20 protein-coding genes are annotated in these 26876 nt (G+C 46.6%); 4 read left to right on the top strand and 16 right to left on the bottom strand.

All coding sequences use genetic code 11. The features are described 5' to 3' along the window. Positions 1-142 precede the first annotated feature (142 nt). From LKD46_RS04335 to LKD46_RS04315, 5 genes are all read right to left on the bottom strand, one after another. Complete coding sequence (locus LKD46_RS04335) at positions 143-334, bottom strand: alpha/beta-type small acid-soluble spore protein (RefSeq protein ID WP_015527205.1); 192 nt, start codon at positions 332-334, stop codon at positions 143-145. 97 nt (positions 335-431) lie between these two features. Next, the gene (locus LKD46_RS04330) at positions 432-614 is read right to left on the bottom strand and encodes a PspC domain-containing protein (protein ID WP_021977077.1); all 183 of its coding nucleotides are present in this window, start codon (positions 612-614) and stop codon (positions 432-434) included. A 13-nt stretch (positions 615-627) separates the two neighbouring features. Beyond that, positions 628-1545, bottom strand: coding sequence for a DUF4097 family beta strand repeat-containing protein (locus LKD46_RS04325; protein WP_227573860.1), 918 nt, complete (start codon positions 1543-1545; stop codon positions 628-630). Then, a complete protein-coding gene (locus tag LKD46_RS04320) occupies positions 1542-2318 on the bottom strand; it encodes a DUF1700 domain-containing protein (protein ID WP_227573859.1) in 777 nt (258 codons plus the stop codon). The genes LKD46_RS04325 and LKD46_RS04320 overlap by 4 nt, the downstream gene beginning before the upstream one ends. Positions 2319-2320: 2 nt before the next feature. Next, a complete protein-coding gene (locus tag LKD46_RS04315; protein WP_015527209.1) occupies positions 2321-2638 on the bottom strand; it encodes a PadR family transcriptional regulator in 318 nt (105 codons plus the stop codon). Positions 2639-2894: 256 nt separating this feature from the next. Here LKD46_RS04315 and LKD46_RS04310 point away from each other — a divergent pair, with 256 nt between their 5' ends. Next, positions 2895-4355 carry an RsmF rRNA methyltransferase first C-terminal domain-containing protein gene (locus tag LKD46_RS04310; protein ID WP_227573858.1) on the top strand — a complete coding sequence of 487 codons (1461 nt, stop codon included), beginning with the start codon at positions 2895-2897 and terminating at the stop codon, positions 4353-4355. A gap of 52 nt (positions 4356-4407) precedes the next feature. Here the strand turns inward: LKD46_RS04310 and addA are convergent, their stop codons facing one another. Both addA and addB read right to left on the bottom strand, forming a co-directional pair. Beyond that, entirely contained in the window at positions 4408-8130 is a 3723-nt protein-coding gene (addA, locus tag LKD46_RS04305; RefSeq protein ID WP_227573857.1) for a helicase-exonuclease AddAB subunit AddA, read from the bottom strand. Then, positions 8111-11533, bottom strand: coding sequence for a helicase-exonuclease AddAB subunit AddB (addB, locus tag LKD46_RS04300; protein WP_330639276.1), 3423 nt, complete (start codon positions 11531-11533; stop codon positions 8111-8113). The genes addA and addB overlap by 20 nt, the downstream gene beginning before the upstream one ends. A gap of 167 nt (positions 11534-11700) precedes the next feature. On the opposite strand from addB, the gene LKD46_RS04295 reads away from it, so the two are divergent. Further along, entirely contained in the window at positions 11701-12138 is a 438-nt protein-coding gene (locus tag LKD46_RS04295) for an FMN-binding protein (protein WP_227573856.1), read from the top strand. Between the two features lie 23 nt (positions 12139-12161). Here LKD46_RS04295 and LKD46_RS04290 read toward each other — a convergent pair whose 3' ends face one another. The 4 genes from LKD46_RS04290 to LKD46_RS04275 all read right to left on the bottom strand — a co-directional run bounded on the left by LKD46_RS04290 (position 12162) and on the right by LKD46_RS04275 (position 17111). Further along, complete coding sequence (locus tag LKD46_RS04290) at positions 12162-14111, bottom strand: NAD(+) synthase (RefSeq protein ID WP_227573855.1); 1950 nt, start codon at positions 14109-14111, stop codon at positions 12162-12164. A gap of 19 nt (positions 14112-14130) precedes the next feature. Then, positions 14131-15012, bottom strand: a complete 882-nt coding sequence (gene hslO, locus LKD46_RS04285) for an Hsp33 family molecular chaperone HslO (RefSeq protein WP_227573854.1) — start codon at positions 15010-15012, stop codon at positions 14131-14133. A gap of 18 nt (positions 15013-15030) precedes the next feature. Next, on the bottom strand, positions 15031-15804 hold the full coding sequence (locus LKD46_RS04280; protein WP_227573853.1) for a class I SAM-dependent DNA methyltransferase: 774 nt from the start codon (positions 15802-15804) through the stop codon (positions 15031-15033). A 176-nt stretch (positions 15805-15980) separates the two neighbouring features. Next, positions 15981-17111 (bottom strand): hypothetical protein, encoded by a 1131-nt coding sequence (locus LKD46_RS04275; RefSeq protein ID WP_227573852.1) that lies wholly within the window; start codon positions 17109-17111, stop codon positions 15981-15983. 501 nt (positions 17112-17612) lie between these two features. Here LKD46_RS04275 and LKD46_RS04270 point away from each other — a divergent pair. Both LKD46_RS04270 and LKD46_RS04265 read left to right on the top strand, forming a co-directional pair. Continuing rightward, entirely contained in the window at positions 17613-18176 is a 564-nt protein-coding gene (locus LKD46_RS04270; protein ID WP_227573851.1) for an ECF transporter S component, read from the top strand. Between the two features lie 48 nt (positions 18177-18224). Continuing rightward, on the top strand, positions 18225-19355 hold the full coding sequence (locus tag LKD46_RS04265) for a pyridoxal-phosphate-dependent aminotransferase family protein (protein WP_227573850.1): 1131 nt from the start codon (positions 18225-18227) through the stop codon (positions 19353-19355). 114 nt (positions 19356-19469) lie between these two features. On the opposite strand, the gene LKD46_RS04260 is transcribed toward LKD46_RS04265, so the two are convergent. The 5 genes from LKD46_RS04260 to LKD46_RS04240 form a co-directional block, all read right to left on the bottom strand. After that, positions 19470-21605, bottom strand: a complete 2136-nt coding sequence (locus tag LKD46_RS04260; RefSeq protein WP_118608391.1) for a HelD family protein — start codon at positions 21603-21605, stop codon at positions 19470-19472. 5 nt (positions 21606-21610) lie between these two features. Further along, the gene (locus tag LKD46_RS04255; RefSeq protein WP_118608392.1) at positions 21611-21931 is read right to left on the bottom strand and encodes a putative heavy metal-binding protein; all 321 of its coding nucleotides are present in this window, start codon (positions 21929-21931) and stop codon (positions 21611-21613) included. 182 nt (positions 21932-22113) lie between these two features. Further along, positions 22114-23952, bottom strand: coding sequence for an ABC transporter ATP-binding protein (locus LKD46_RS04250; protein ID WP_227573849.1), 1839 nt, complete (start codon positions 23950-23952; stop codon positions 22114-22116). Beyond that, the gene (locus LKD46_RS04245; protein ID WP_227573848.1) at positions 23949-26111 is read right to left on the bottom strand and encodes an ABC transporter ATP-binding protein; all 2163 of its coding nucleotides are present in this window, start codon (positions 26109-26111) and stop codon (positions 23949-23951) included. The genes LKD46_RS04250 and LKD46_RS04245 overlap by 4 nt, the downstream gene beginning before the upstream one ends. Continuing rightward, a complete protein-coding gene (locus LKD46_RS04240; protein WP_227573847.1) occupies positions 26104-26622 on the bottom strand; it encodes a MarR family winged helix-turn-helix transcriptional regulator in 519 nt (172 codons plus the stop codon). The genes LKD46_RS04245 and LKD46_RS04240 overlap by 8 nt, the downstream gene beginning before the upstream one ends. Between the last annotated feature and the right edge of the window lie 254 nt (positions 26623-26876).

Below are 26876 nucleotides of genomic sequence, written 5' to 3'. Positions count from 1 at the left end.
CAACAGTATAGCTCTTTTCCACTGGTCAGTCCACCCTGAACCGTCAAAAAAATTTCTTTTTTTCAGAAAAATTTTCTTATAATTCAATACAGCCCGAAGGACTTTTCCGGCGTCATTTCGCCTTGTTCCTTCAGGCTGTATTTTACTTTTTATGTTTCTTCTTTTTTGTCATAAGACCACCGATCCGTCCGGTTTCTTTTGCAGAAAGGCTTTTCCACCCGTCTTTGATCACTTTATCCAGAACTCCCATCTCATCGGCAATCTCGTATTTCAGTTTTTCCGCCTGGGAAAGCTTTCCCTCAAGATATGCCTTTACTTCTTTCTCCCTGTTCATCTTCCACACTCCTCATCTTTTTTATGGAGTATGAACAATTTTCGGAGAAATTATGCATTCTGAAAAATATGTCCGTCCTTTACAGATACTGTCATTTTTAATCCGGGATAATGATCGCTGCAATGATATACGCCAGGATTCCGGCTCCGCCCATCAGCGTGATGATCACCCATACCAGCCTGACAAGAGTCGGATCGATATCAAAGTATTCTGCAATTCCGCCACAGACACCACATAACATACGGTTTACTGATGATTTGTAAAGTTTTTTGTTGCTCATAATGCTTTCTCCTTTAATCTTCTTCAAATTCAACCTGAACGTTTCCCATTCCGCAATCCAGTTTTATATTTTTCGCAGCACCTTCATTTGTGATCTGTTTATTTCCGGAAGTGATGGAGGTTTCCAGAGAATCATCCACCTCCAGATTTCCAAGACCACATTTCAGCTCATAATTATAATCAGCTGCTTTTCCTGTAAGTGTAAGCTCCATATTTCCCATGCCACAGCTGCCATTTAATTTTTCCACCTGAATTTCACTGATGTCGGCAGTTCCCACTCCGACTGTAAAGTCTGCTTCCTTTATATCTAGGCTGCCGGAATTTTCAATGGTTCCGGCTCCCACATTTACTTCCATCTGCTCCGCTTTAAAATCACCATCCAGTTCGATGGTTCCGGCTCCCATCTGAAGTTTTATCTTCTGAAAGCTTAAGTTTTCCGGGCAAAAAATTTCTATGGAACGGTTTCTCACTTTTTGATTGCTTGCAATTCTCAGACTACCGTTGTTATTGCTGATCTGAATGCGATTGTGATCCTTCCCTGAAACTTTCACCTGGACTTTATCCTCATTCCATGTTTTCAAAACCAGTTCTTCGTATCTCAGATCACAGAAAAGGTCTGACACAGCCGAGGCCTCATATACTTTCGTATATGCGGAACTGTCTGCACTGTCTGCCAGAACGCCCTTCTCAGTTACCGCGCTCTCTGCAGCTGCCTGAAAATCGTCCTCCTGCTCATCCATATCTTCCTCGGAATCTTCCACTTCCCAGCTGTCTTCATGATCCAGAACACGAAGCACCTGCGTGATTCCTTGATCCAGAACACTCACATCTCCCATAGTCGCTCCCATGGCAGCTCCGCCGGCAGTAAGTCCCAGGCCTGCCACACCGAATACTGCTGCAAGGATCAGAATTACCTTCAGAAAACGTTTCATACTTTTTCCGCCTTTCTTCCATTCAGGAGATTGCTGCAGAATCCCGTAAATTTCCGCAGGATCGCAGGCAATATCTTACCTGTAAACCACACCGTCAGTAACAGTAACAAAAGTCCAAGTGCCATCATCAGGCATCCGATACCGATAGTCAGGATCCCGGCCGGCGGAAGAGACACCGTCATGGCAATCCCAACAACAATGCACGCAGCTGCACCGATCACAAGGATGATCGATCCCGCTCCTGCAAAAAATGTCAGCAGGAAAGGCAGCAATGCCAGTGTCACCAAAATCCCCAGTACTCCGCCAAATAATCCTTTTATCAGAGGAGCCGCAAAAACAAGAACGATCAGCGCAAGAATGATTCCTGCCTTATTCTGCTTTTTCTCTGCGTGATAGCCGCGCTGGGCACGTCTTTTCCTGCGGTCTTCGAAATTTTCTGTATTTCCCGTATCACGATGGGCCTCTCCCTGTCCATTTCCGTATACGGTTACTTCTGTATAATGGTCCGGCATTTCCCCGTTCTCTTTCACACGGGTATCCTGATATCCGTTCTCTGTGTATTCCCCGTAATCTTCACTGTTCTCCTGAAGATCTGCCTTAATGATCGCAGCAACTTTCCCCGGATTTCCCAGTTCCCGGATCACTTCTCCTTCATTCTCAGGACCTGCATCATCAAAATATCCTTCATAATATTCCAGTGCTTCCTGTCTCTCTGCCTCTGAAATATCGGAAAGCAGCCGTTCAAGCTGTTCCATAAACTGCTTTCTGTTCATAATCAAACTCCCTCCTCAAACATCCTGGTGATCTTGGATGAATAGATCTCCCATTCACTTCTGTAAAGATTCAGCTGCGCTGCGCCCTTATCTGTCAGCTTATAATATTTCCGGTTTCTGCCTGCATATTCCATATTGTAGGCTTCCAGACATTCATCCTTCTGAAGCCTGCGAAGGACCGGATACAGCGTAGATTCTGAAACCTCCAGAACACTTCGCACATCCTGGGTGATCTTGTACCCGTAGGTACCGTCCTTCTCTCTGGAAATAACAGCTAGGACGATCGCATCCAGGAGGGCTGCTCCTGTATTAAATACCATCTGCTCACCTCTCTATGACCTGTAAAACGGACATTCACATTCCGTCTTACTACATGCTGATGAACGCGATCACTTCACGATCCAACGCTCACATGATAAGTCATGTAATATTGTTCTGTGAATAATACTATATATCGTATAATATAGTTTTGTCAATAGTATTTAGAAAAATCCCTCTATACTTTATAATATTTTTCGGAAACCACTCTTTTCACACAATATCCGAGAGAGTCAAGTTTATATTATGGAGGAAATTATGACAGATTCAGATAAAATACAGACATTACCGCTTCCTTTTCTGGAGCGTATGAAAGAAATGCTGGGAGATGATTATGATGCTTTCCTGAAAAGCTACAAAAATCCCCGCACCTACGGTCTACGTGTAAACACCGCCAAGCTCTCCTGCCAGGATTTTCAGGCGCTTTCCCCTTTCCCTATCCGGCCGATCCCGTGGATCAATACCGGATACTTCTACGAGGAGGAAAGCCGCCCTGCACGATGTCCTTACTACCAGGCGGGCCTTTATTATCTTCAGGAACCAAGTGCCATGACACCAGCTTCCAGGCTTCCTATCGAACCTGGAGATTTTGTCCTGGATCTCTGTGCAGCTCCCGGAGGAAAAGCCACTGCCCTGGGTGCAGCCTTAAATGACACCGGATTTCTCCTTGCCAACGATATCAGTACTTCCAGAGCCAGAGCCCTTCTTAGGAATCTGGAGCTTTTTGGCATGAAAAATATGCTCGTCACCGACGAAAAGCCCGCCAAACTTGCCCAGCGTTTTCCTGCTTTCTTCAATAAGATCCTTCTGGACGCTCCATGCTCCGGGGAAGGCATGTTCCGAAAAGAGGAAGCCCTTGCCCGCGACTGGACACCGGAAAAATCTGCTGAGCTTTCTGATATCCAGAAAGACCTGGTCTTAAAAGCTGCCGATATGCTCCGTCCGGGCGGAATGCTGCTTTATTCCACCTGCACTTTTTCCCCATGTGAAGACGAAGAAGTGGTAGCCTATCTTCTCAGACAACGCCCGGATATGGAACTTATGGAAATGCCAGGATATGAAGGCTTCTCCAGCGGCCGCCCGGAATATGCCGGCACAGCAGACACTTACGATTCCGAAATCGCGTTAAGCTTAAATGCATTTAATCCGGAAGAACTTCAAAAATGCGTCCGAATCTTTCCACACAAAATGGATGGCGAAGGTCATTTTCTCGCCCTGTTCTGCAAAAAAGGTGACTCTCTTCCACCTGTTTTCCGCTTTTCCGCAAAAGGACCGGACAAAAATACCCGGAAATGGCTGGAGGAATTTTTCTCTGAGATCGGCCTGAAAACCATTGGCGGTCAGGAATTTGACTGGAACCGTGTGGAAGTCCGCAAAGATAAAGTATACTATCAGCTGCCCTTCCCGCTGGATCTCCGCGGAATCTCCTTTCTTCGAAACGGCCTCTACCTGGGTGATCTGAAGAAAAACCGTTTTGAGCCGTCTCAGCCTCTGGCGCTGGCGCTTCACAAAGGAGATGTGGAAGCAGTTATCTCCCTGCCGGTTTCTGATGAACGGCTTACCCGTTATCTGAAAGGCGAAACTCTTATGATCGAGCCAGAAGAGGCCGCTCACAAAAAAGGCTGGCATCTTCTCTGCGTGGACGGTTATCCTCTCGGCTTCGGAAAGCTTGTAAACGGAATCCTGAAAAACAAATATCCTGCGGGCTGGAGAGTATAACCTCTCCGCCGCAGGATATCTGCCCACATTAACATATCTTTTCATTTTCAGATCAGAGACTGAACGCTTCTCCAAGAGTAAACGAATAAATATACCGTTCCTTCACCTTCCGGCCTGTCATCCGTTCCAATGCCTGGGCGTAATCCTCCAGCTGTACATGATAACGGTCGATCAGCTTCTTTTCTTCTCCACGTCTCACAAAGTCCGTTTTATAGTCCACCAGAACGATTTCTTCATCCTCTATAAAATACGCATCAATGATTCCCTGTACCAGAACATTTTCCTCACACTGCCACTGCGGATCAAGCTCCGAAGCTTTTCTTGCGATCACAAAAGGCTGCTCCCTGAACAGAAGTCTCTTCTCTGAAGCTGCTTTCATCCGCTGTCCGAGAGGTGTTTCCACAAAATTCCAGACATCTTTTACCCGGACCGACTCAGCCTCTTTTCTTTCCATCTTCCTGGCGTCAACCCATTCTCTCAGCTGTCTGCGGATCTCATCCCTGTTTGCTGTCTTCTGATAGTCCAGGCATTCCATTACACGATGATAAGCGGTTCCACGAAGTGCCCCTGTATATCCTTCCTCTTTCTTCTCCTCGATAAATCGGGGAACCAGCGGCTGGATCTCTTCTTCCGTCTCATAATCCACCGTTTCTTCCAGATCCTGCTCACTGTGGTAGCTTCGCTTTTTCAGTTCTGATACACTGACCTTCACAGGAAGATCTTCCAGATATTGATATGGATATACAAAGGAAAAACGTCTCTGGATCTCCTCCCGGATCTCACTGTCAAAAACTCTACCCGTATCCCAGTTCTCCAGTGTTTCCTTCTTCATTTCCCGCTCCGCCTGTTCCATAACCTCACTTTCTGTCAGTTCCCGTGCTGTGACCCTTGTAACTATGAATTCTGCCGGATCTTTGTACAGAGGATTTGCGGTATTCATAAAGATGCCATATTCATGAAATAATGGTGCCATGCAACGATGTCTTACCAGTGCCGGAAGCACATAATCCCAGTAAGTCTTCCCGCAAAGCCTTCTTCCCAGAGAAAGCAATGGTTCCTCACTATCCCTTAATGCGGACAATTCTTCCAATTCCGGACGCAAGGCTCCAATAGTTCCACTGAGGATCAGTTTTTCCTTTGCACGTGTAAGCGCTACATAAAGTACCCTCAGCTCCTCTCCGAGGCTTTCCATCAGGAGCGTTCTCCGTATGATCTGCTTGCACAGGGATGGAGCGATGATTCTCTTCTCCGGCAGGATCGCATCCGCACCGATCCCCAGCTCCGGATGGATCAGGATACTTGCGTTCATATCCCGGAAATTAAAACGTTTTCCCATTCCTGCTGCAAACACTACCGGAAACTCCAGTCCCTTACTCTTGTGGATCGTCATGATCTGTACCGCACTTTCCCCGGTTCCGGAAAGATTTACCTCCCCGTAATCCACCTGATACTGCTGGAGCTTCTGGATATATCTTACAAAATTAAAAAGACCTCGATAGCTTGTCTTCTCATATTCCATTGCTTTTTCCACAAGCATGTTCAGGTTTGCATTCCTCTGTTCACCATTTGGCATTGCCTTTGCATGGTCTCCATATCCGGTGCGTGCAAGTACCTCCAGGATCAGCTGATGGACCGGCGTGTAAGCCGCCTTATCACGAAGTGCATTCATAGTGTCCATAAAACAGGACAGCTTCTCCCCGAGGATTTTTTTGTTTTCCTCAAAGCTCCCATGCTCTCTGTAATCCTCCACAAACCTGCACACACATTCATAGATCATTCCTTCCGGATATGCGATCCGAAGCTCAGCCAGCTCTTCTGTGGTACATCCAACGATCGGTGAACGCAGTACGCCGGTCATGGGAATATCCTGCAGCGGATTATCCAGGATCCGGAGATAATTCAGCAGTGTCACAACCTCTGTTGCAGAAAAATATCCGGTTCTGGATGCCGTATATACCGGTATCCCTCTTGCACTCAATACCTCCCCAAAGGTTTCTGCCCAGCCTGAAGCAGATCGGAGCAGAATCACGATATCTCCATATTGAAGAGGTCGATACTCTCCCGTTTCCTTATCCAGCACCCGTTCATGCCCTACCATAGATCGGATCCTTCCTGCAATGGCAAGAGCCTCCAGCTCTCTCTCATTCTCCGTTACTTCTTCATCCTCATCTTCCAGCAGCGGACTGTATTTATCCACAAGAAGGATCTCTGTTTTTACAAATTCCTGATCCTGGCCTTCCGGAAAAGAAGCTCCAGGATACAGAGCTGCCGCCTCGTCGTAGGCAATTCCTCCCAGATCTTCCCCCATGATCTGCCGGAAAATAAAGTTGACACTTTCAAGGACTTCCGGTCTGCTTCGGAAATTTTTGTGCAGGTCGATCCGCTGTTCCTGACTGTCTTCCAGCGAATAGCTCTTATATTTTTCCATGAACAGTTCCGGACGGGCCAGACGAAAACGGTAGATGCTCTGCTTTACATCTCCTACCATAAAGATATTTTTACGTTCATTGACCCAGCCGGAAACTGTCTGCATCAGGATCTCCTGGACCAGATTACTGTCCTGATACTCATCCAGCAGGACCTCATCATATTTTTCAGAAAGCTCTCTTGCCGCCTGGCTGGGCACATAGTTTTCTCCTTCCTTTTTCAGAAGGATATCCAGGGCAAAATGTTCCATATCTGAAAAATCCAGAACATTTTTTTCACGCTTCTTTGCCTGGAAACGCTCTGCAAAATCCTTTGTCAGCTTCACCAGCATCTCCAGCGGTGGTGCAGATGCTTCTGTCAGTTCCGTCAGCTCATCCAGATTTCCGTAAAAATATCGGATTCCCAGTTCCTTCAGATTATCTTTTGCATCTTCGCGAAGAGCTTTTACCAGATTTTTCAGCTGCTCCGATACTCCCTCCATTTTTTTTGAGGAAAGTCTTGCAAACTTCAAATTCCGGAGATTTTGCGCTATCTCATCATAATCCCTTTTAACGGACAGTTGTTTTAACTGCCGGATCAGTATCATATCTTTTTCCAGAGCCTCCAGATAAAGCTCCGGTCCATCCTGGAGCTGACAGGTCTTCATTGCGGTTTCTGTAAGCTCTTCCGCTTCTTTCAGTGCGCAGTCTGCAGCCTCCCACAGATATCGGAACCATCGCGTTCCCTCAAGACCTTTTTCCGGATCCAGATGATAATTCTCCACACAGCTGTCCAGCCATTTTTCGGGCCATGGATTACTCATCGCAGCATTATAAAGCTCCAGCACATGTTCCTTCAGTCCTTCATCCGTTTTTCCTGGCGCATAGCATTCCACAAATGCAGTAAAATCTGCCTCTCTTTCTGCATAATGATCTTCAAAAAGCTCCTTCAGCACATCTTCCTGCAAAAGCTTCAGTTCACCCTCATCTGCAGTCCGGTAACCCGGATCCAGTCCGATCAGATGAAAATAATTTCGGATCACATAGGCGCAAAAGCCGTCAATGGTAGTGATCTGTGCCGTATGGATCAACGTCATCTGTCTCTGCAGATGCTCATTATCCGGATCTTCAGCCAGTGCCTGATCCAGTCCACGTTCGATACGTTCCCGCATCTCTCCCGCTGCCGCCCTTGTAAATGTCATGATCAGAAGACGGTCAATGTCCACCGGTTTCAAAGGATCCATGATCTTACTTAAGATCCTCTGCACCAGCACTGCAGTTTTACCGGAACCGGCTGCTGCGCTGACCAGAATATTCCGGTCGCGGAGCGTGATGACCTTTTTCTGCTCTTCAGTCCATTTCACTGCCATTCTCTTCCTCTCCCTTCATGATCTTTTTCCACAGTGCATCTTCTTCTATGGACGACAGCCTGTGAAACTCATATCCCGGTATCTTCCTGTCGAAGCCGCACACAGTAAGATACGGACAATATGTGCAGGCATTCTTTTTTCCAAGTTCATAGGGTTCCACTGCCGCATTTCCATCCAGGATCGATTCCCTGATGTCACAGATCTTTCTCCGCACATACGCTCCCAGAGCATCAAACTGCTTCCTTGAGGCAACAGAAGATCTTTTGCTGAAGCTTCCGTCCCGGTTCAGGGATACCGGTATGGAGGCCATAGTGCTGTCGATTTTGGTACTCATATTATCATCTGCCTGTACAAGCCCGTTCATTTTCATTTTCTTCAGCATCTGCTCATTGATGCTTTCCATATCCGCATGGATCTTCTCCTGTATCATAGGATCCTTCACATTATAATAAAACACACCGGCCGGAACGATCTCGCGATCCGGATACTTCCTTTTTTCCACCTGTAATGCTCCATCCAGATAGACCATCAGCTGAAGCTGAAGGCCATGATACAACGCCAGCAGATCAAACGAAGTATTTCCGGTTTTATAATCGATCACCTTCACATAGACCCGGTTGTTCTCCGGCTCTTCCATGATATCCACACGGTCGATCCTTCCGCCCTGAAACCTCACCTCAAATCCTTCCGGCCGGAATGCTCCATGCTTCAGCTGTTCCTGCAAAGCCCACACGGTACGCCGCAAAATACGTCTGGTCCGTTCGATCATATATTCATTTCTCGCACTGCTTTTAAGGATCGTATTTCCGTAATCTGCGGAAACCTGATCCAGACAGCTGTCTATGATACGGTTTCGCTCTTCCTCCGTAAGCTCTGCCCAGTCCAGTCCCTCTTTTCGGACTTCCGCCGCAAATTTTTCCAGTGCCATATGCATGACATTTCCCATATCCATAGCCCGGAACTCATACTCTGCACGTTCTGTAATCTTCAGTCCATACTGCAGAAAATGTGCAAATGCACAGGCCGCAAAACGCTCCAGCCGGGTAGCACTGTACGGGGAAATTTCTCCATAGAGGATCTTTGCCACTGTTTTTCCGATCTTATCTGACGGTCGTTCTGAAAAAGATGCCTCTGTAAGTTTTTTTACAAGGATCCGGTATTCCGGGCTCTGAAGATACCAGCTGTACAGTTCCTGGAAGACCGCATTATCCTGGTAAGCTTCTCCTGCAAGCCCTCTCAGGAAATAATCCAGGCTGATTCCCGGAAGCTCCAGTAATTCCATAGGTTCCTGCATATCTCCGCACTGCCGGATCTCCATTTCCGGAAACATCTCCCGGATATTACTGACAAGAAAGGCCGGACTCAGGGCTTTTCCCTGGCTGTCGGACTGACAGAAGGACAGACAGAGCAGTTCTCTTGGCTTGGTCATGTTCAGATACAGATAAAATCGCTGCATGTTCATCAGTTCCTTTGGCCCCGGTGCAAGCTGGATCCCCTGATCTTTAAAAAATTCTCTGTCAATCTCCGTAAGCATTCCTCCACCGGATGTATTCTTCGGAATATTCCCTTCATTTACTCCCACAAAAAACAGTGCACGGATATCCTTTAGCCTGGTTCTCTCCATATCTCCCACAAGTACCTGGTCCATACTTGGCGGGATCAGCGCCACCTTGGCCTGGTTCAGTCCTGTTTCCAGAAGCTGACGGAAATCCTGGCGGTTCACGGTTTCCTCTCCAAGGATCTCCACCATATTATCCAGAAGTTCCATAACAATTCCGTAAATCTGGGCATATTCCTTTTCCATGGCCTTGTCGCCCTGTTCCTTGAATTTCAGTTCCTGATGCTTCAGTTTCTGCTGCACCTGGCTCCGCACTGCAAACTCGTAGAGAAAAGTACAGTATTCCCGCACCGTCTTTTTCCCACCTTTAAAGCTTAGCGCAAGCTCTCTGGTCTCATCTGCGAACCGCTGCCGGATCTCATTAAGCCTCTGAATGCTTTCCGGCGGCATTCCCCGGTAAATACGCACCCACACTTCATCCCATTTCTTAAATCCACGGATACCAAGAGCTAGCACATAATTCTCCAGAAGGTCTGCTTCCTCCCTGGTCACACAGGACATTCCGCACCGGAGATAACGGAATACACTCTCATAGGAAAAATCCTGCACTGCCATCTCAAGTGCTGCCCGGAAATATTCTACAAACGGATTCATCAGGACCGTATGCTTCTCATCAATGAAATACGGGATCCCTGCTGCTGTAAATACCTGCTTTGCAAGATTTCCATACTCCTCCAGGTTACCTGTGATCACGGCGATCTCACCGTAACGGCAGCCCTTTTCCCTTACAAGTCTGGCGATCCGGCGGGCAGCTTCTTCCATTTCCTTCTGCGGGTTCACTGCCGAAAACATGCAGATCTCATCCTGCGCTTTTTTATATATATTTTTTCGGTAACGGAAGATATTTTTTTCAAGGAAATGAAGGGCAGGTGCCTGGGAAAAGCGGGATTTTCCCACATCCTTCAAAAGAACCGGTGTCTCGATCTCCCTGGTCAGCTCCGAAAGCCCGTGGATCATCTGACGGCTCATATAAAAAAGCTGATAAGGTTTTCCTCTCATGCTCAGATTCTCATCCGCATCCATGGTCACCGTTACCATCACCTTCTCACAGACAGCAAGAAGTTCTCCCACAACACGCATCTGAATAGGCGTAAAACCGGTGTAACCATCCAGAAGGAGTACACTGTTTTTCATTTTTTCAGAAAACGGAAGAGCTTTTTCCAGCGCATCCATTACTTCTTCTCCTGTCATATAATGATCCTTCAGATATCCGGTAAATGCCTGGTAAAGAACAGCTACGTCTTTCAGCTTCATCTGAAGTAACGCTCTGTCACCGGAATCCTCGATCATCTCCTGGATCTCACTGTCCCGGATATCGTACTGCATAAACTCCGACAGGATAGACTTCACTTCATCCAGGTATCCCGCTTTACGCATCTGACCTCCCAGATAGGAAAGCTCCTTTCCATGCTGCTGTACCATCTTCTGCAGCACCATACTCTTACCGGTTTCTTCCAGAAGGATGCGGCTGTCTCCTCCAACTTCCTCCAGAACACGGTATGCAAGACGCTCAAAGCTCAGGATATCAATATTCAGGATTCCCCTGCCCGGACTCATCTCCACCAGTGTCTTCTGGGTCTGCATGGTAAACTGCTCCGGCACGATCACATAAAAAAGCTTCTCAGGATGCAGCCCCGCCTGTTCTATGATATTCTGATAAGCATAACAGGATTTTCCGCTTCCGGAACTTCCTATGATAAACTGTAATGACATCTTCATCCTCCCGATCACTTGCAGATTTTCAGTCATTCCGGCGCCATCCTGCGCCTGAAGTATTCCTATCATACCACAAATTCTGCTCCTATAGAACGGTCGTTCTCTATATTCTGAAATATCTGCCTGCTCTTTTCCTTATTTTTCCAGGCACAGTATCGGATAACCTGCGCACAGCTATGGCATAAATCCTACATCCCGATAATAAACTATATAAAAAGCTTTGGGAGGCGTGCGCCATGAGTTCCAAAACCAGGATCATCGTCCTACATATGAAAGAGATCATTTACACAGCTGTCTTTCTGGCTCTTGCTGTCGTTCTGGCTGTCGTTCTTTTCTTCATGTTCGGTCCCGGAAAAAAAGCCAGTCATACAGCCAGCGAAAAATCCCGCTATAAGCCGGGCGTCTATACCTCTTCCATCACCCTGAACGAGAATACCTTCGATGTGGAAGTTACTGTAAATGCTGACAGGATCAAGGCCATCCGTCTGGTGAATTTAAATGAAACCACAAAAGCTTCCTATCCTCTTATGGAACCGGTTCTGGATTCTTTGGCAAGTCAGATCTATTCCAGTCAGTCCCTGGAAGACATTCAGTATGCAGGAGACCGGAAATATACCTCCCAGGTACTCCTTTCAGCTATCACGGACGCAGTAAAAAAAGCGGAGAACACTTAAGCTCTCCGCTCTGCGATCTGCGTTCAGATTTCAATCTTCTCCAGCACATCCTGCCAGATCCTTACACTTGCATCACTTGGCATTCTGAGATCTCCTCTTGGAGAAAGTGCCACACTACCTACCTTCGGGCCATCCGGCAGACAGGAACGCTTGAACTGCTGGGCAAAAAATCTCCGATAGAAGGTTTTCAGCCATTTCAGGATTGTCTCTTTATCATAAATTCCATCAAAGGTCAGGCAGGCAAGCCTGTAGATCTTATCCGGTGTAAATCCTGCACGCAGCATGTAATACAGATAAAAATCATGAAGCTCATAAGGTCCTACCAGATCCTCAGTCTTCTGGGCGATCTTGCCATCCTTAGGAGGAAGAAGCTCCGGGCTTACCGGAGTATCCAGGATATCCAGAAGAACCTCCTTCAGTTCCTCATCTCCGCAGGTATCCGCATAATAACGTACCAGATGACGTACCAGTGTCTTCGGGACAGAAGCATTTACACCATACATGGACATGTGATCGCCATTATAGGTTGCCCAGCCAAGAGCCAGCTCGGAAAGGTCTCCGGTTCCCACAAGAACGCCGCCTTCCTTGTTTGCCGTATCCATCAGGATCTGGGTACGCTCACGTGCCTGGCTGTTCTCATACGTCACATCGTGGATCTCCGGATCATGTCCGATATCCCGGAAATGGATATTTACCGCCTCTTTAATATTTACCTCGGTAAGCCTTGCACCAAGGCAGCGGCTTAACTTGCAGGCATTCTGATAGGTTCTGTCTGTGGTTCCAAAGCATGGCATGGTCACACAGTGGATCTGTTCTCTCGGCATTCCCATCCTGTCAAAGGCACGTGCCATTACAAGAAGCGCCAGGGTAGAATCCAGTCCTCCGGAAAGTCCTACTACCGCACTCCTGCTGTGGATATGCTCCATACGTTTCTTAAGTCCCATAGCCTGGATGTTCAGGATCTCCTCGCAGCGCTCATCACGCTCTTCCTTCACAGACGGAACGAAGGGATACTGTGGATATTTTCTGGTAAGTCTTGTTTCCTCCTCTGCTACAGAAAAATCAACTCTTGTATGACTGCATGTAGAAACTGCCGGATACGTGGACATTCTTCTTCTCTCATCAGCCAGTCTCTGCACATCGATCTCACTGTAAATGATGCCGTTCTCAAAGCGTCTGCTTTCCGCAAGCATGGAACCGTTCTCTGCGATCATATTCTGTCCGCCAAACACGAGATCCTGGGTAGACTCCCCTTCCCCTGCACTGGCATAAATATATCCGCAGATCAGTCGTGCTGACTGCCCGCTTATCAGAGTTCTCCGGTAGGAATCCTTACCTACCATCTCATCACTGGCAGAAAGATTAACGATGATATGCGCACCGTTGACGGCATGACGGATACTTGGCGGCGCAGGGACCCAGAGATCCTCACAAAGCTCTGCTGCAACAGTGAATTCCGGAAATTCCTTACATTCAAAGATCAGCTCTGTTCCAAAAGGAATTTCATCCCAGAACTCATCCTCCTCATTTTTCTCGCACTTCAGGAAGTCCACAAATTCCACATCTTCTTCCTCTGCACCTGCAAACTGTCTCTGCTCATAAAACTCATTATAATTCGGAATATGAGTCTTCGGCACAAATCCCACGATACGACCATGATTCAGAGCTGCTGCCACATTATAGAGCTTGCCTCTGTGACGCAGCGGGAGTCCCACAAAGATCAGGGCGTCCGTCTCCCTTGTCTCCTCCGCAATATGCAGAAGCTCATCCCACGCACTGTCCAGAAGACATCTCTGGAGAAAAAGATCGTGACAGGTATATCCTGTGATACAAAATTCCGGAAATACCATCAGCTTGACATGCTCCTTTTCCATTTCATGAATGGCCTTCAGGATTTCCTCTCCGTTTGCCTTGCAGTCTGCAACGGTAACTCTCGGCGTTGCCGCTGCCACCTTGATAAAACCATGCTTCATTTTTTCTTCCTCCCGAGTTTTATCGCTTGCACTCTCTTATGATCCTCTTAAGATCTTCCACAGTAAAATTATAATTCTTATTGCAGAAATGACAGTTCATCTCAATGTCCTTGCCTTCCTGGATCATCTCATTAAGTTCTTTTCTTCCGATGCTGATCAGCGCTTTTTCCACACGCTCTCTGCAGCAGTTGCAATGGAACTGTGTGGGCAGTGTATCATTGATCTCTATGTCAAAGCCTTCCAGTACTCTTTCAAGAAGACTTTCCGGTGTATGTCCCTGCTCCAGAAGATTGGTAACAGAATCGATCTTTGATACGTTTTCCTCAAGCTTTGCGATCACTTCTTCCTCTGCAAAAGGCATCAGCTGTACAATAAAGCCTCCCGCCTGACGGACTGTATTATCCTTATTCATCAGCACACCCAGTCCTACCGCAGACGGAACCTGCTCGCTGGTTGCAAAATAATAGGTGAGATCTTCTGCGATCTCGCTGGTCTGAAGAGCAACCTGTCCCACATATGGCTCTTTCAGTCCCATATCCTTGATCACATCCATAAAGCCTACGCCGACAGCTCCCGCAACATCCAGCTTGCCTTTACTGTTTGCCGGGATACATACATCCGGATTTCCCACATAACCCTTTACATTTCCGTGAGAATCTGCAGTTACTGTGATTCCCTGCAGTGGTCCGCCTGCATGGATCCGAAGTGTAAGGAGATCCTTTTCTCCTTTCATCATAGCTCCCATCATAGCACCGCCGGTAAGGAGACGTCCCAGTGCTGCTGTTGCCACCGGACTGGTGTTATGATTCTTTCTCGCTGTCTCCACCATATCGGTTGTAACAGCCGCAAATGCACGGATCTGGCTGTTTGCCGCTGTTGCTCTTACAATATAATCACTCATATAAAAAAATTTCCTCCTTTATTTCTCTTCTGACGGAATTTCCTTTCCATGTTCTCTGGCCACAAAAGTCAGTCTTCCGCTGTCCGGCTTCGGTGCATCCTTGGTGTATGCGTCATAAACCGCCAGCGGGATCAGGCCTGCCTTTTCAAGAAGTTCCCTTACTTTCTCCGGATCATAGGCCTTCTGGTAATGAATTTCCTCGTCTCTCTCATAAAGACCATCTTCTCTCGGAAGAAACAGAGTCAGATCATACACATTGATCCCGGTCTCCTCATCAAATTCATTTTCCCAGATAAAGCTTCCCTCTTCCCGATTCTCTGCAATAGTCGTATTTCCAAGCATTTCCCGGTATTTATACGGGGTGTTCATATCAAATATGAAAATTCCATCCGGGTCAAGATAATTGTTCACCAGTTTAAATACAGTAAGCAGATCATCCTCCTCTGTGATGTAATTCATACAGTCACAGACGCTGACGACAGCACGTACCGTTCCATAAAGTTCAAACTCCCGCATATCCTGTTCCAGATAAAGGATCTCATGACCGGATTCTGCACGTTTTTCCATGGCTTCGCCAAGCATTTCCTCAGAGTTATCCACACCGATCATATCATAACCGGACTCAGCCAGAAGCTCTGTCATCACTCCGGTCCCACAGCCAAGTTCCAGCACGATCCCGTCTTCAATTCCGTATTCTTTAAGACTTCCTATAAGATATTCCGCCCATTTTTCATATTCCACATTGTCCATGAAAATGTCATAAACTCTGGCGAAATCACTGTATGCTTCCATAAAAACCTCCAAATATTTTCCGGGCGTTCCATCGCCCGCAGCGTTCACATTATACCATGTCTTCCTGTATAAGTATACGCCTCTGACATAATATGACACAAAAAATCCGGGACCGCAGCCACAAAAGCTGTGATCCCGGAATTCTTATCTAACCGAATCTCCTGCTACTCCAGGCTTTACTGTACAGGCATATAGTATACGTCTGCAGCCTCACCGTGCCAGTAGAAGCTTGTTCCATCCTCTTCATATACATCACAGTCATACTGAGAAGAGAAGGTGAAACGGTTTCCTTCGTTATCCATCCATGCACCGTTTCCGTCCGGAACGATAACACGTGGTTTACCATCGGAGTTTCTGTAAATAGTTCTTGTCTCATCTGTGTTGCCAAGCTGCTCATCTGTAAATCCGCCATTTACGATAGCACCGGAGGAGCTGCTGTCAGTGGATGCAGTTCCATTGGAAGAACCATCAGATGTACTGCTTCCGTCTGTAGATGTTCCGTCAGATGCTGCACTTCCGTCTGTAGATGTGCTTCCGTCGGCAGCTGTAGTTCCATCTGCTGCTCCGTCAGAAGAAGCTGCTGCATTACCATCTGCAGATGCACTTCCGTCAGAGGAAGCTGCTGCATTACCTTTACCGGCAGTCTTGGCTGCGGAACCATTTGCCGCACTCTTCAGAGTGGAATCACCAAGGATCGCAAAGCTGTCGACAGACTCCTGAACCTTTTTCAGAGCATCCTCTTTTTTAACAGAGGCCACAATGCTGTAATACTCGCTGTCACTTACAAAGTATTTATTGATAGCATATACATAACCGTCACTCTTGGTCGTATCCTTATATTTCACAGTATAAGAATAAATGTTGATTCCGTCTTTCTGATCTGCCTTGTAATCCTGGATCTCAAAATCGGTTCCATTTACCATGTTCTCTGCCTGTGTCATGGAAACTGCCATATCCTGGGAGTTCGGGATCACTGCAGATTCCAGATCTGCACCGGAGCCGTGAAGGATCAGGATCCTGCCCTGGTCCGGAGACTCGAAGCTTACCATATCTGTCTCATCGGACTTGTTGGCCCAGGTTGCATCTGGAAGCTTGATCGCTACGGATTTATCCTTGGATGTATAGGTTGTATTCTGTGCGTCTGCTGCAACAGTCGGTGTAACCTTCGCTTTTTTCGCCGGTGTCGGAGTAGGAGTAGACTCCACAACCACGCTGTCCTCTTTTCCTCCTCCGAAACTACATGCCGTCATGACACCAGAAAGAGCAACAGTCATAGCTAAAAGTGCAATAAATTTTTTATTCTTCATAGTATCCTCCTCATAATCATCATCAGTCACAAAGTGTGTCCGGAACATTCACTCCTGAACACACTCTTTGCTATAGTTTACGATTTTATTACAGCTTTGTCAATTGATTTCTCCCTGTACTTTATGAATATGTCTCGGGTTTTCTGTGACCTTCACTCACAAAAACATCTCGCGGGACATTGCCAGTGAACCGTAAGCAGACATCCTGCTCCGTACAGGATTTTTCTAACATTATAATCTTCCCAGATATACCTATCTTATTCTCTTCCTATGCTGACCCTGTATTTCCCGTTTTACGCCTTCATTATGAAAACTCTGTTTTATTCCCCACCAGGTAAACCTCCTGTTTTAATGACAAATATCTCCTTGAATCTGTCCCCTCTTTTTTTTCTATAATTGTGTCTTTATTCATGTACACTCATGTTGTAAAGTATACCCAACCAAAAATATATGAAAAGAGGACATCCATACATCGATGTTTTCGGGAAAGGATCTATCACTATGGAAAAAGCAGTTCAGACATCTCAGAGAACTGACCAGGAGCTTTCATCTGTTCAGTTTCTCACCATTACAGCCGCATTTGTTGCACTGACTTATATCTTCACCGCATTTATTAATGTTAAACTTCCGATCGCAGCCAACGGCGGACTGATCCACCTTGGAAATGTGCCGTTATTCATCGGTGCCATTTTATTTGGAAAGAAAACCGGAGCCATTGCCGGTGGGATCGGAATGGGGCTCTTTGACCTTCTCTCCGGCTGGACCCTGTGGGCACCATTTACTCTTATTATTGTAGGGATCATGGGCTTCACAGTAGGTAAGCTCACAGAGGATCACCGGCACCAGAACATGAAATGGTATGTGATCGCCATTGCCGCAGCCTGTGTGATCAAGGTTGCAGGATACTACATTGCAGAGATTATCATCTATGGAAATCCACTGGCACCGGTATCTTCCATCCCGGGAAACCTGGTCCAGATCGGTGTTGCAGCTGTCATCGTTCTCGTAGTGATCACACCATTAAACCTTGCAGCAAGAAAAACCGGATTAAAAAAACAGCTGTAACAGCTGCCGTAATTTGCGGAAATAATATAAAGATCAAGAGGTGAGCTTATGTATAAGATCATGACACCGGGACCTACACAGGTCGCAGAAAATGTCCGTCTGGCAAGAAGCATGGAATGCACAAATCCGGATCTGGACGAAGATTTTGTCGAATTTTATAAAGAAACCTGCGAGAAGATCAGTTCTCTTCTCCATACCTCCAACGAAACCCTCATCTTAAGCGGTGAGGGTATCCTTGGACTGGAGGCTGCCATTGCTTCCATGACTGAGCCCGGAGATAAGGTTCTTGTTCTGGACAATGGTATCTACGGAAAAGGCTTTGCCGATTTTGTTTCCATGTACGGAGGCAGACCGGAGCTTTATACCAGAGATTATCAGAACACTCTCGATGTAAAGGAACTGGAAGCCTTCCTTGCGGATAATCATGACTACAAATACGCAACCGTAGTACACGGCGATACTCCAAGTGGCATGCTTAACGATGTAGCTGCCATCTGCCCGCTTCTTAAAAAATACGGGATCCTTACCGTTGTAGATTCTGTCTCCGCTTCCTTCGGCGAGCCTCTGAACATTGATGCATGCCAGATCGATATCATGTGCGGCGGATCACAGAAGGTGGTATCTGCACCTCCGGGACTTACCTTTGTTGTAGTCAGCAGCGATGCAAAGAAGGCAATGACTGAAAGAAAGGCACCCATCGCTTCTTTCTACGCAAACCTCACAACCTTCGCACATTATTATGAAGAAAAATGGTTTCCATATACCATGCCGATCAGCGATATCTATGGTCTGCGGGCTGCTATTGACAACATTGCCGATGATCCCGGGATCCTTACACGCCACGCCAAAATCGCCGCAGCCTCCCGAAAGGCCATTACAGGAGCCGGACTTAAGCTGTATCTCCACAGCGGCTATTCCAACACGGTAACTGTTTTTGAAGTCCCGGAAGGCACCACTGCCGCTGCGATCCTGGACGGAGTCAGAAAAGACTATAACATCATGCTGGCAGGCTCCTTCGATGTCCTTGCCGGAAAGGTTATCCGCATCGGTCACATGGGAAATAATGCAGCTTTCTACAATGTACGTGAAGTTTTCCATGCTCTGGACGGAACCCTGCAGAAGCTTGGCGTTCCTCTTACCGGATCCATGGAAGAAATCTTCTGCGAAAATATGAAATAAACAAAAAAACGCTGTAAAAGGAAATTTATCACTGCTGTTTCTCCATTTTGCTGGTATAGCCGGTAAGATGAAGAGACAGCTCACATTTCCATTTACAGCGTTTTGTAATGTTATTTATTCTGTTATTTCATACATATACAATTCATGCAGCGCCCTGGTTGCCGCAATATATCTGGCTCTCTGCACGATCGGACTTCTGTCAGTCCCCGGAAATACAGAAAATACCTGATCAAATTCCAGTCCCTTTGCCATATAAAACGTGGTAACAGTAAGACCTTTTTTGAAATTTGTGCTGTCCCTGTGAAGCAGTGACAGCCTTTCCTTTGTGTCAAAGCCCTCTGCTTCCAGTTTTTTCTGAAGAATATAATATGCCTCTCTCGCTTCATCTGCAGTTCTGGTGATCACCGCTGCTGTCTCGTAAGAAAGCTCCTCCCCGGTCTCAGTCCCATCTGTCTCCGAAGCCGCATTTTCCGGCATGTCTTCGTCGGCTTCCGCCACTGTCTGCTTCTCCAGTCTCAGTTCCTTTACCACACGCTCCAGTGCCTCGGTAAGCCCCGTAAATTCTTTCTCTTCCACCGGTTTTCCATGGCGTTCAAAAAGCTCCACCTCTGTGATCCCCGCAAGCTTATTCGCATAGGAAGCAATCTCAATGGTATTACGGTAACTCTTATTCATCACGATCCTTCTGATATCCTTGCCAAAGATCTTCGGAAGGAATGTAAGCACATCCTGCTGGTCCCCATCCATGGTCTGCTCCCGATCTCCCAGGATCGTCATTTTGCATTTAAAAAGCCTCTGGATGATGAGATACTGGATCATGGAATAATCCTGCATCTCATCCACGATCAGATGGCGGACACCGCTGTCTTCCTGCTGGGTCTCCAGACGGTATTTCAGATACAGAACCGGATACACATCCTCATAACGAAGCTTTCTTTTTTCGTACTGTACCTGTGGAAGCGCCGGAAATCCCTCCTGCCTCAGGAAACGATTGTATAACACATAAAGATCTCTTGTCTCATACATCCGGTAAAAACGACTCTTCACAGCATCCCTTTCTTCCTCCGGAAGGTCAAAGCCCTTCAGCGTTTCCACCTCATCAATGAAATACTCTGCCACTGCATCCATTCTGGAAAGCAGCGGGATATCCATGAATTTAAAATAAAACAGTTCAATAATTTCCTGTTCTTTTTTTACTACGCCACGATGTTCTATATCCCGGAAATTCATAAGACTGTCTTCCAGTTCTGCCAGATACCCTTCCATACGGTCCAGAAAATCCCGGGACTGTTTTTCCTTCAGAAGCTCCTCATCACATAAGCCTGAAATCTGCCGCTCGATCAGATCATAACGATCCTCGCAGTCAGACACTGTATTTTTCAGTCTCTTATAGGCAAAAAGATCAAAGCTCATCTCCCGGATGTTCTCCTCACCAAGCTCCGGCAGGATATGGGAAATATAATCCGAAAATACTCCGTTGGGCGAAAGTACCAGCACTGAAGAGGATTTCAGATTCTTTCTGTCATGATAAAGGAGATATGCGATCCTGTGCAGGGCAATGGAAGTCTTTCCGCTTCCTGCAGCCCCCTGAATCACCATGATCCTGTCCGAGGTGTTTCGGATAATAGCATTCTGCTCCTTCTGAATGGTTCGGATAATGTTTTTCAGCTGTACATCTCCGTTGCTTCCAAGCTCTGCCTTCAGGATCTCATCATCAATTTTCACATCGCTCTCGAACTCGTAAATCATTTTTCCGCCACGGATCTTATACTGCCACTTTGCCGCAATATCTCCATGGATCTCACCCAGCGGGGCCTGATAGGAGGCCGGTCCTTTGTCAAAATCATAGAACAATCCGGACACCGGTGCCCTCCAGTCATAGATCAGAGGCAGACCACCGTTTTCCTCCGCAAGGTTTGCGATACCTATATAAAAGATCTCCGGCTCATCATCACCTTCATAGCAGAAATCCACTCTACCAAAGAATGGTGAATCCATCATCTTACGGAATCTGCGGCGCAGCTCGATCTTTTCATTGCTGGCATTGATCTCATGGAAAAGTGCCTGCTGGTTATCGAAATTTTCGTAGCCATACTGGTCCATCTCTGTGTAGTTTTCCCAGTAATACTCGTGCATTCCTTCGATTTCTTTCTGACCGGCCTCTATGGAATCATCCAGCTGTGTGATCCGGTGACGCAGAGTTCCTGTTACATGTGCAAGATATTTCCGTCCGTTTTTTACTGCTGCCATACGCCTTAATCCACCACTACCGCTGTTCCGCTTGCTGTAACCATCAGCATGCCATTATCCGCGCCAAGTACCTCATAATCAATGTCCACGCCAATCACTGCATTGGCGCCCATTGCTCCTGCCCGCTGTTCCAGTTCTTCCAGTGCCTCTTCCCTGGCCTTCTGAAGCTCTTCCTCATAACAGGCACTTCTGCCGCCAAAGAAATTCCGAAGACCCGCGCCAAGATCTTTCATAAAATTAACTCCTGAGATCACCTCTCCAAATACGATTCCTTTATATTCACGGATTGCTCTTCCCTCTACCGATGGTGTTGTTGTTATGATCATGGTAAAATCCTCCCGTTTCTGTCATTTTTCATGGACACTCCAGGATTATTTCCGAAAACATGCTCCGGAGTGTTTATTACAGAATTATACCCGAAAGCGGAACAGATGTATAGAGTAAAAAAGCGAAGCGGACATTCGAAATCCGCTTCGCACCTTTTAAATAATAACGATCGATCTCAGTCTCACGCCTGAGCCTCTTTTTTCTCAAACTGACTGTTATACAGATCCGCATAGAAGCCCTTCCGTGCCAGCAGCTCTTCATGATCTCCCTGCTCAATGATATCTCCGTCCTTCATCACCAGGATCAGATCTGCATCCTTAATGGTAGAAAGTCTGTGGGCGATAACAAAGCTGGTTCTGCCCTTCATCAGGTTATCCATAGCCTTCTGGATCTGCATTTCTGTTCTTGTATCAACGGAAGATGTGGCCTCATCCAGGATCAGGATCTTATTGTCTGCCAGGATCGCTCTTGCAATGGTAAGCAGCTGCTTCTGCCCCTGGGAAACATTACTGGTTTCCTCATCCAGGACCATCTGATAGCCGCCGGGCTGCTGCATGATAAAGTTGTGGATATGGGCCGCTTTTGCTGCTGCGATCACCTCTTCATCCGTTGCGTCCAGTCTTCCGTAGCGGATATTTTCCATAATGGTTCCGGAAAACAGCCAGGTGTCCTGCAGCACCATTCCAAACATCTCACGGAGATTGCTGCGGTTGAAGTTCCGGATATCATGTCCGTCAACCTTGATGCTTCCGCCATTTACATCATAAAAACGCATCAGCAGCTTTACGATCGTCGTTTTTCCTGCGCCTGTAGGTCCTACAATGGCGATCTTCTGACCGTCATGCACATCTGCGGAAAAATCATTAACAATGATCTTATCCGGATTATAACCGAATTTCACATGCTCAAACTGTACATTTCCTTCCAGTCCCTCAATGGAATCCGGGTTCTCCGGCTGAAGCTCTTCCTCCGGCTCCTCAAGAAATTCAAATACCCGCTCAGAAGCTGCCGCCGAGGACTGCAGAAGGTTTGTAACCTGGGCGATCTGCTGGATCGGCTGTGTAAAGTTACGGATATACTGGAAGAAGGACTGGATATCTCCAACCTCGATAGTTCCTTTGATGGCAAAAAGCCCTCCGAGAAGTGCCACCATCACATATCCCAGATTTCCCACAAACTGCATGATCGGCATCATCATTCCGGAAAAGAACTGTGACTTCCATGCAGACTCATAAAGCTTCTGGTTGTCATGCTCAAATTCCTTCAGCACATCCTGCTCTTTGTTGAATACTCTTACCACATCATGGCCGCCGAAATTCTCTTCCACCTGACCATTTACTTTTCCCAGATACTCCTGCTGTGCCTGGAAATATTTCTGGGAGTGTTTCATTACTTTATTAATGATAAACATGGAAACCGGCAGGATCAGCACTGCTGCCAGTGTCATCCACACGTTGATGGAAAGCATCATGATAAATACACCGATCAGTGTTGTTACGGATGTGATCAGCTGTGTCATACTCTGATTGATGCTCATCTGCAGGGTATCCACATCATTTGTCACCCTGGAAAGGATCTCACCGTTTGTTCTGCTTTCAAAATAATTCATTGGCAGACGGTTGATCTTCTTTGAAATATCCTTTCGGAGATTGTATGTGACATCATTTGAAATCCCCGTCATGACAAAGCCCTGGATTAGGGAAAAACATGCACTTGCCACATACAGTCCCAAAGTCCACAAAAGGATCATTCCGATCTTACCGAAATCAATACCGCCTGTGCCGTTTACCTTGGCAACCAGACCATTGAACAGCTCTGTGGTAGCTTTTCCAAGTATCTTCGGGCCTGCAATATTAAACGCTGTACCTGCCACTGCAAAGATAAACATCAGGATAAAACGGAATTTATATCTGCCCATATAGCCAAAGAGCTTTTTCATGGAGCCTTTGAAGTCCTTGGCCTTCTCTGTTGGCTGCATTCCGTGTCCGCCCATCGGGCCTCTTCTTCTCTGCTGACTCATGCCAATTCCTCCTCTGATAACTGACTCATGGCAATCTGGCGATATACCTCGCAGGACTTCATCAGCTCCTTATGGCTTCCGATCCCTGCCATATGTCCGTCGTCCAGTACAAGGATCTTATCTGCATTTAAGATCGTACTGATACGCTGTGCCACGATAATGGTTGTTGCTTCTTTTGTATGTTCTTTCAGCGCTTTTCGAAGTGTGCTGTCTGTTTTGAAATCCAGTGCGGAAAAGCTGTCATCAAAGATAAATATCTCCGGATCTTTTGCGATAGCTCTGGCGATGGAAAGCCTCTGCTTCTGTCCACCGGAAACATTGCTTCCTCCCTGTGCGATCGGAGTCTTATATCGCTCCGGCTTGGTGTCGATAAATTCCGTAGCCTGTGCAACCCCTGCTGCTTTTTTCACTGCATCTTCCGAAATCTCTGTCTTTCCGTAACGGATATTGGAATCAATGGTTCCTGAGAAAAGTACACCCTTCTGTGGAACGTAACCGATCCTGTCACGGACATCCTTCTGTGTCATTTCCCGGACATCCACGCCATCCACTTTCACAGATCCTTCTGTTGCATCATAGAAACGCGGGATCAGATTGATCAGTGTACTCTTACCGCTTCCTGTACTTCCGATGATCGCTACTGTCTCACCTTTTTCTGCCTTGAAAGAAATGTCTGTGATAACATTCTCTCCTGCCTCCGGATATGCGAAGCTTACATGATCAAATTCTACAGTACCCTTCAAATCCTGGGAAGGCTGTACCGGATCCTCCGGATCCTGGACACTGACTTCTGTCTCAAGCACCTCGTTGATACGGCGTGCAGATACATTTGCTCTCGGCAGCATGATAGACATTGCTGTGATCATCAAAAATGACATGATGATCTGCATTGCATACTGGATAAACGCCATAACATCACCAACCTGCATGCTTCCGCTGTCTACTGCATAAGAACCGCTGTAGATGGTCAGTACGGAAACTGCGTTCATGATCAGCATCATCACCGGCATCATAAATGTCATACAACGGTTTACAAAGAGGTTTGTCTTCGTCAGAGTGATATTTGCATCCTCAAAACGCTCCTCCTCGTGTTTCTCCCGGCTGAATGCACGGATAACCGGAATACCGGTAAGGATTTCTCTTGTTACCAGGTTCAGCTTATCTACCATGGTCTGCAGGGCTGTAAATTTCGGCATTGCGATCCTGAACAGCATTGCCATAAATGCCATGATCAGTACAATGGCCACCCCAAGGATCCATGTCATGGAGGAATCTCTCTGAAGCACGCGGATCACACCACCGATTCCAAGGATCGGCGCGTAAAGCACGATACGGAACATCATAGCCATTACCTGCTGGATCTGCTGGATATCGTTCGTGCATCGTGTAATCAGGGATGCTGTTGAAAACTTATGGTACTCTCTGCTGGAAAAACCTATGACTTTGTTATAAACCAGCCCACGGAGATCATGTCCCATAGATGCAGCAACTCTGGATGAAAGAAATACCACACATACTGCAGCCATCATGGTGACCAGTGCCATCAGCACCATGCGGATACCTGTTGCTTTCATGTAATCCATCTGTATGGCATCCACATCTTCACCCATAGCTTCATATTCTGCACGAACATAGGAAACACCTGCCTGTGTGATGATGGATTCCTGCATCTTGTCGATCTTTTCTCCGACCTGCTCCTTCATAGCAGCCAGAGCCTCTGCAGGCATCTGAGAAAGAGCCGCCAGTGGATCCGTCCCTTCCGGGATTCCCATTTTTGCAAGAGCTGCCTTTGATTCTTCACTGTCAGACGTCAGAGTAGAAACGATCACCATCGGTTTGCCGAAGATATCGTTAAGCGTTTCTCTGTCTTTTTTGGAGATTTTATCCTTTAATACCAGATCATCTCCCTCTTCCTCATAAAATCCATCCACAGTTTTCGCATCATCCTCTTCCATAAACAGCTTCAGACTGTCCATGGACGTCTTTCTGATCTTCTCAGGAACACTGTCTTCAATACCGTTCTGCTGAATTCCCACATTAATGATATTTGATGTGTAATTCGGCAGGGACAGATCACAGTATGCCTGAAGAAAAAGAAGCGCAATGATGAGTACGATGTAACCTGCAGATCGTTTCAGATATTTCATCAGTTTAATCACGTTTCTGTTCCTTCCTTTCTGTCATTTCATCCGGCTGGAGCTTTTCTATGGCTTCCTCCGGCTGGATCTTTTCGATATTTACAAGGATCTGCTCCAGAAATCTCCGAAGCAGGCACTGTTCCGCCTCACTGAAGCCTTCCATCATTACAGCCTCATTTTTATGGATCCGTTCCAGTGCTTTTGCCTTGATTTCCTTTCCCTTTTCTGTCATGTAGATCCTGGTCACACGCTGGTCCTTTTCATCCGGTTTCTTATAAAGAAAGCCTGCTTTCTCCAGTCTCTGTATAGATACATTTACCGTAGGCGGCTTGATATGCAGGATCTTTGCAATTTCCCGCTGACTCAGGCCATCCCGTCCGGACACAAGCCCCAGAACCGGGATCTGTCCCGGATAAATCCCAAGCTCCTGCATCTGACTAAAGCATTTCGTCATAAAATGACGGTCTACCTTCATAAACAGAGATAAAAAACTGCTCTGCTTTTCTTTCTCATCTTCCTCCTTACAAAACACGCTGTCACTCCTCTCTCATCCGATCAAACACCTGCTCCCTGTTAATGATATACGAAGCAGTGATCTTCTTTTTTAATTAGTCGGCTAACTATATATAATATACATCTGCACAAAAAATGCAATTGGTTTTTGTGAATTTTACACTTTTTTAAGATTTACAGCTTCTTTAATTTCCACCTGAAATCTATTAATTAATTTGTCAAGCTAATTTATTTTCTGCTGTTTTTCCTATTTTTTTCGCAAAAAAAATACCC

This window comes from Blautia fusiformis (genome assembly GCF_020686995.1).
Classification (GTDB): domain Bacteria; phylum Bacillota; class Clostridia; order Lachnospirales; family Lachnospiraceae; genus Blautia_A; species Blautia_A fusiformis.
Note: the sequence above shows the minus strand (reverse complement) of the source record. Positions and strands in the feature narration are given on the sequence as shown.

Coding starts and splice junctions, on each gene's coding strand:
- LKD46_RS04310 (WP_227573858.1), top strand. CDS start 2,895: ATGACAGATTCAGATAAAATACAGACATTACCGCTTCCTTTTCTGGAG.
- LKD46_RS04260 (WP_118608391.1), bottom strand. CDS start 21,605: ATGGCAGCAGTAAAAAACGGACGGAAATATCTTGCACATGTAACAGGA.
- LKD46_RS04280 (WP_227573853.1), bottom strand. CDS start 15,804: ATGGAAGCATACAGTGATTTCGCCAGAGTTTATGACATTTTCATGGAC.
- LKD46_RS04330 (WP_021977077.1), bottom strand. CDS start 614: ATGAGCAACAAAAAACTTTACAAATCATCAGTAAACCGTATGTTATGT.
- LKD46_RS04325 (WP_227573860.1), bottom strand. CDS start 1,545: ATGAAACGTTTTCTGAAGGTAATTCTGATCCTTGCAGCAGTATTCGGT.
- LKD46_RS04320 (WP_227573859.1), bottom strand. CDS start 2,318: ATGAACAGAAAGCAGTTTATGGAACAGCTTGAACGGCTGCTTTCCGAT.
- hslO (WP_227573854.1), bottom strand. CDS start 15,012: ATGAGTGATTATATTGTAAGAGCAACAGCGGCAAACAGCCAGATCCGT.
- LKD46_RS04290 (WP_227573855.1), bottom strand. CDS start 14,111: ATGAAGCATGGTTTTATCAAGGTGGCAGCGGCAACGCCGAGAGTTACC.
- LKD46_RS04315 (WP_015527209.1), bottom strand. CDS start 2,638: ATGGTATTTAATACAGGAGCAGCCCTCCTGGATGCGATCGTCCTAGCT.
- LKD46_RS04270 (WP_227573851.1), top strand. CDS start 17,613: ATGGAAAAAGCAGTTCAGACATCTCAGAGAACTGACCAGGAGCTTTCA.
- addB (WP_330639276.1), bottom strand. CDS start 11,533: ATGATAGGAATACTTCAGGCGCAGGATGGCGCCGGAATGACTGAAAAT.
- LKD46_RS04255 (WP_118608392.1), bottom strand. CDS start 21,931: ATGATCATAACAACAACACCATCGGTAGAGGGAAGAGCAATCCGTGAA.
- LKD46_RS04295 (WP_227573856.1), top strand. CDS start 11,701: ATGAGTTCCAAAACCAGGATCATCGTCCTACATATGAAAGAGATCATT.
- LKD46_RS04250 (WP_227573849.1), bottom strand. CDS start 23,952: ATGAGTCAGCAGAGAAGAAGAGGCCCGATGGGCGGACACGGAATGCAG.
- addA (WP_227573857.1), bottom strand. CDS start 8,130: ATGGCAGTGAAATGGACTGAAGAGCAGAAAAAGGTCATCACGCTCCGC.
- LKD46_RS04265 (WP_227573850.1), top strand. CDS start 18,225: ATGTATAAGATCATGACACCGGGACCTACACAGGTCGCAGAAAATGTC.
- LKD46_RS04275 (WP_227573852.1), bottom strand. CDS start 17,111: ATGAAGAATAAAAAATTTATTGCACTTTTAGCTATGACTGTTGCTCTT.
- LKD46_RS04335 (WP_015527205.1), bottom strand. CDS start 334: ATGAACAGGGAGAAAGAAGTAAAGGCATATCTTGAGGGAAAGCTTTCC.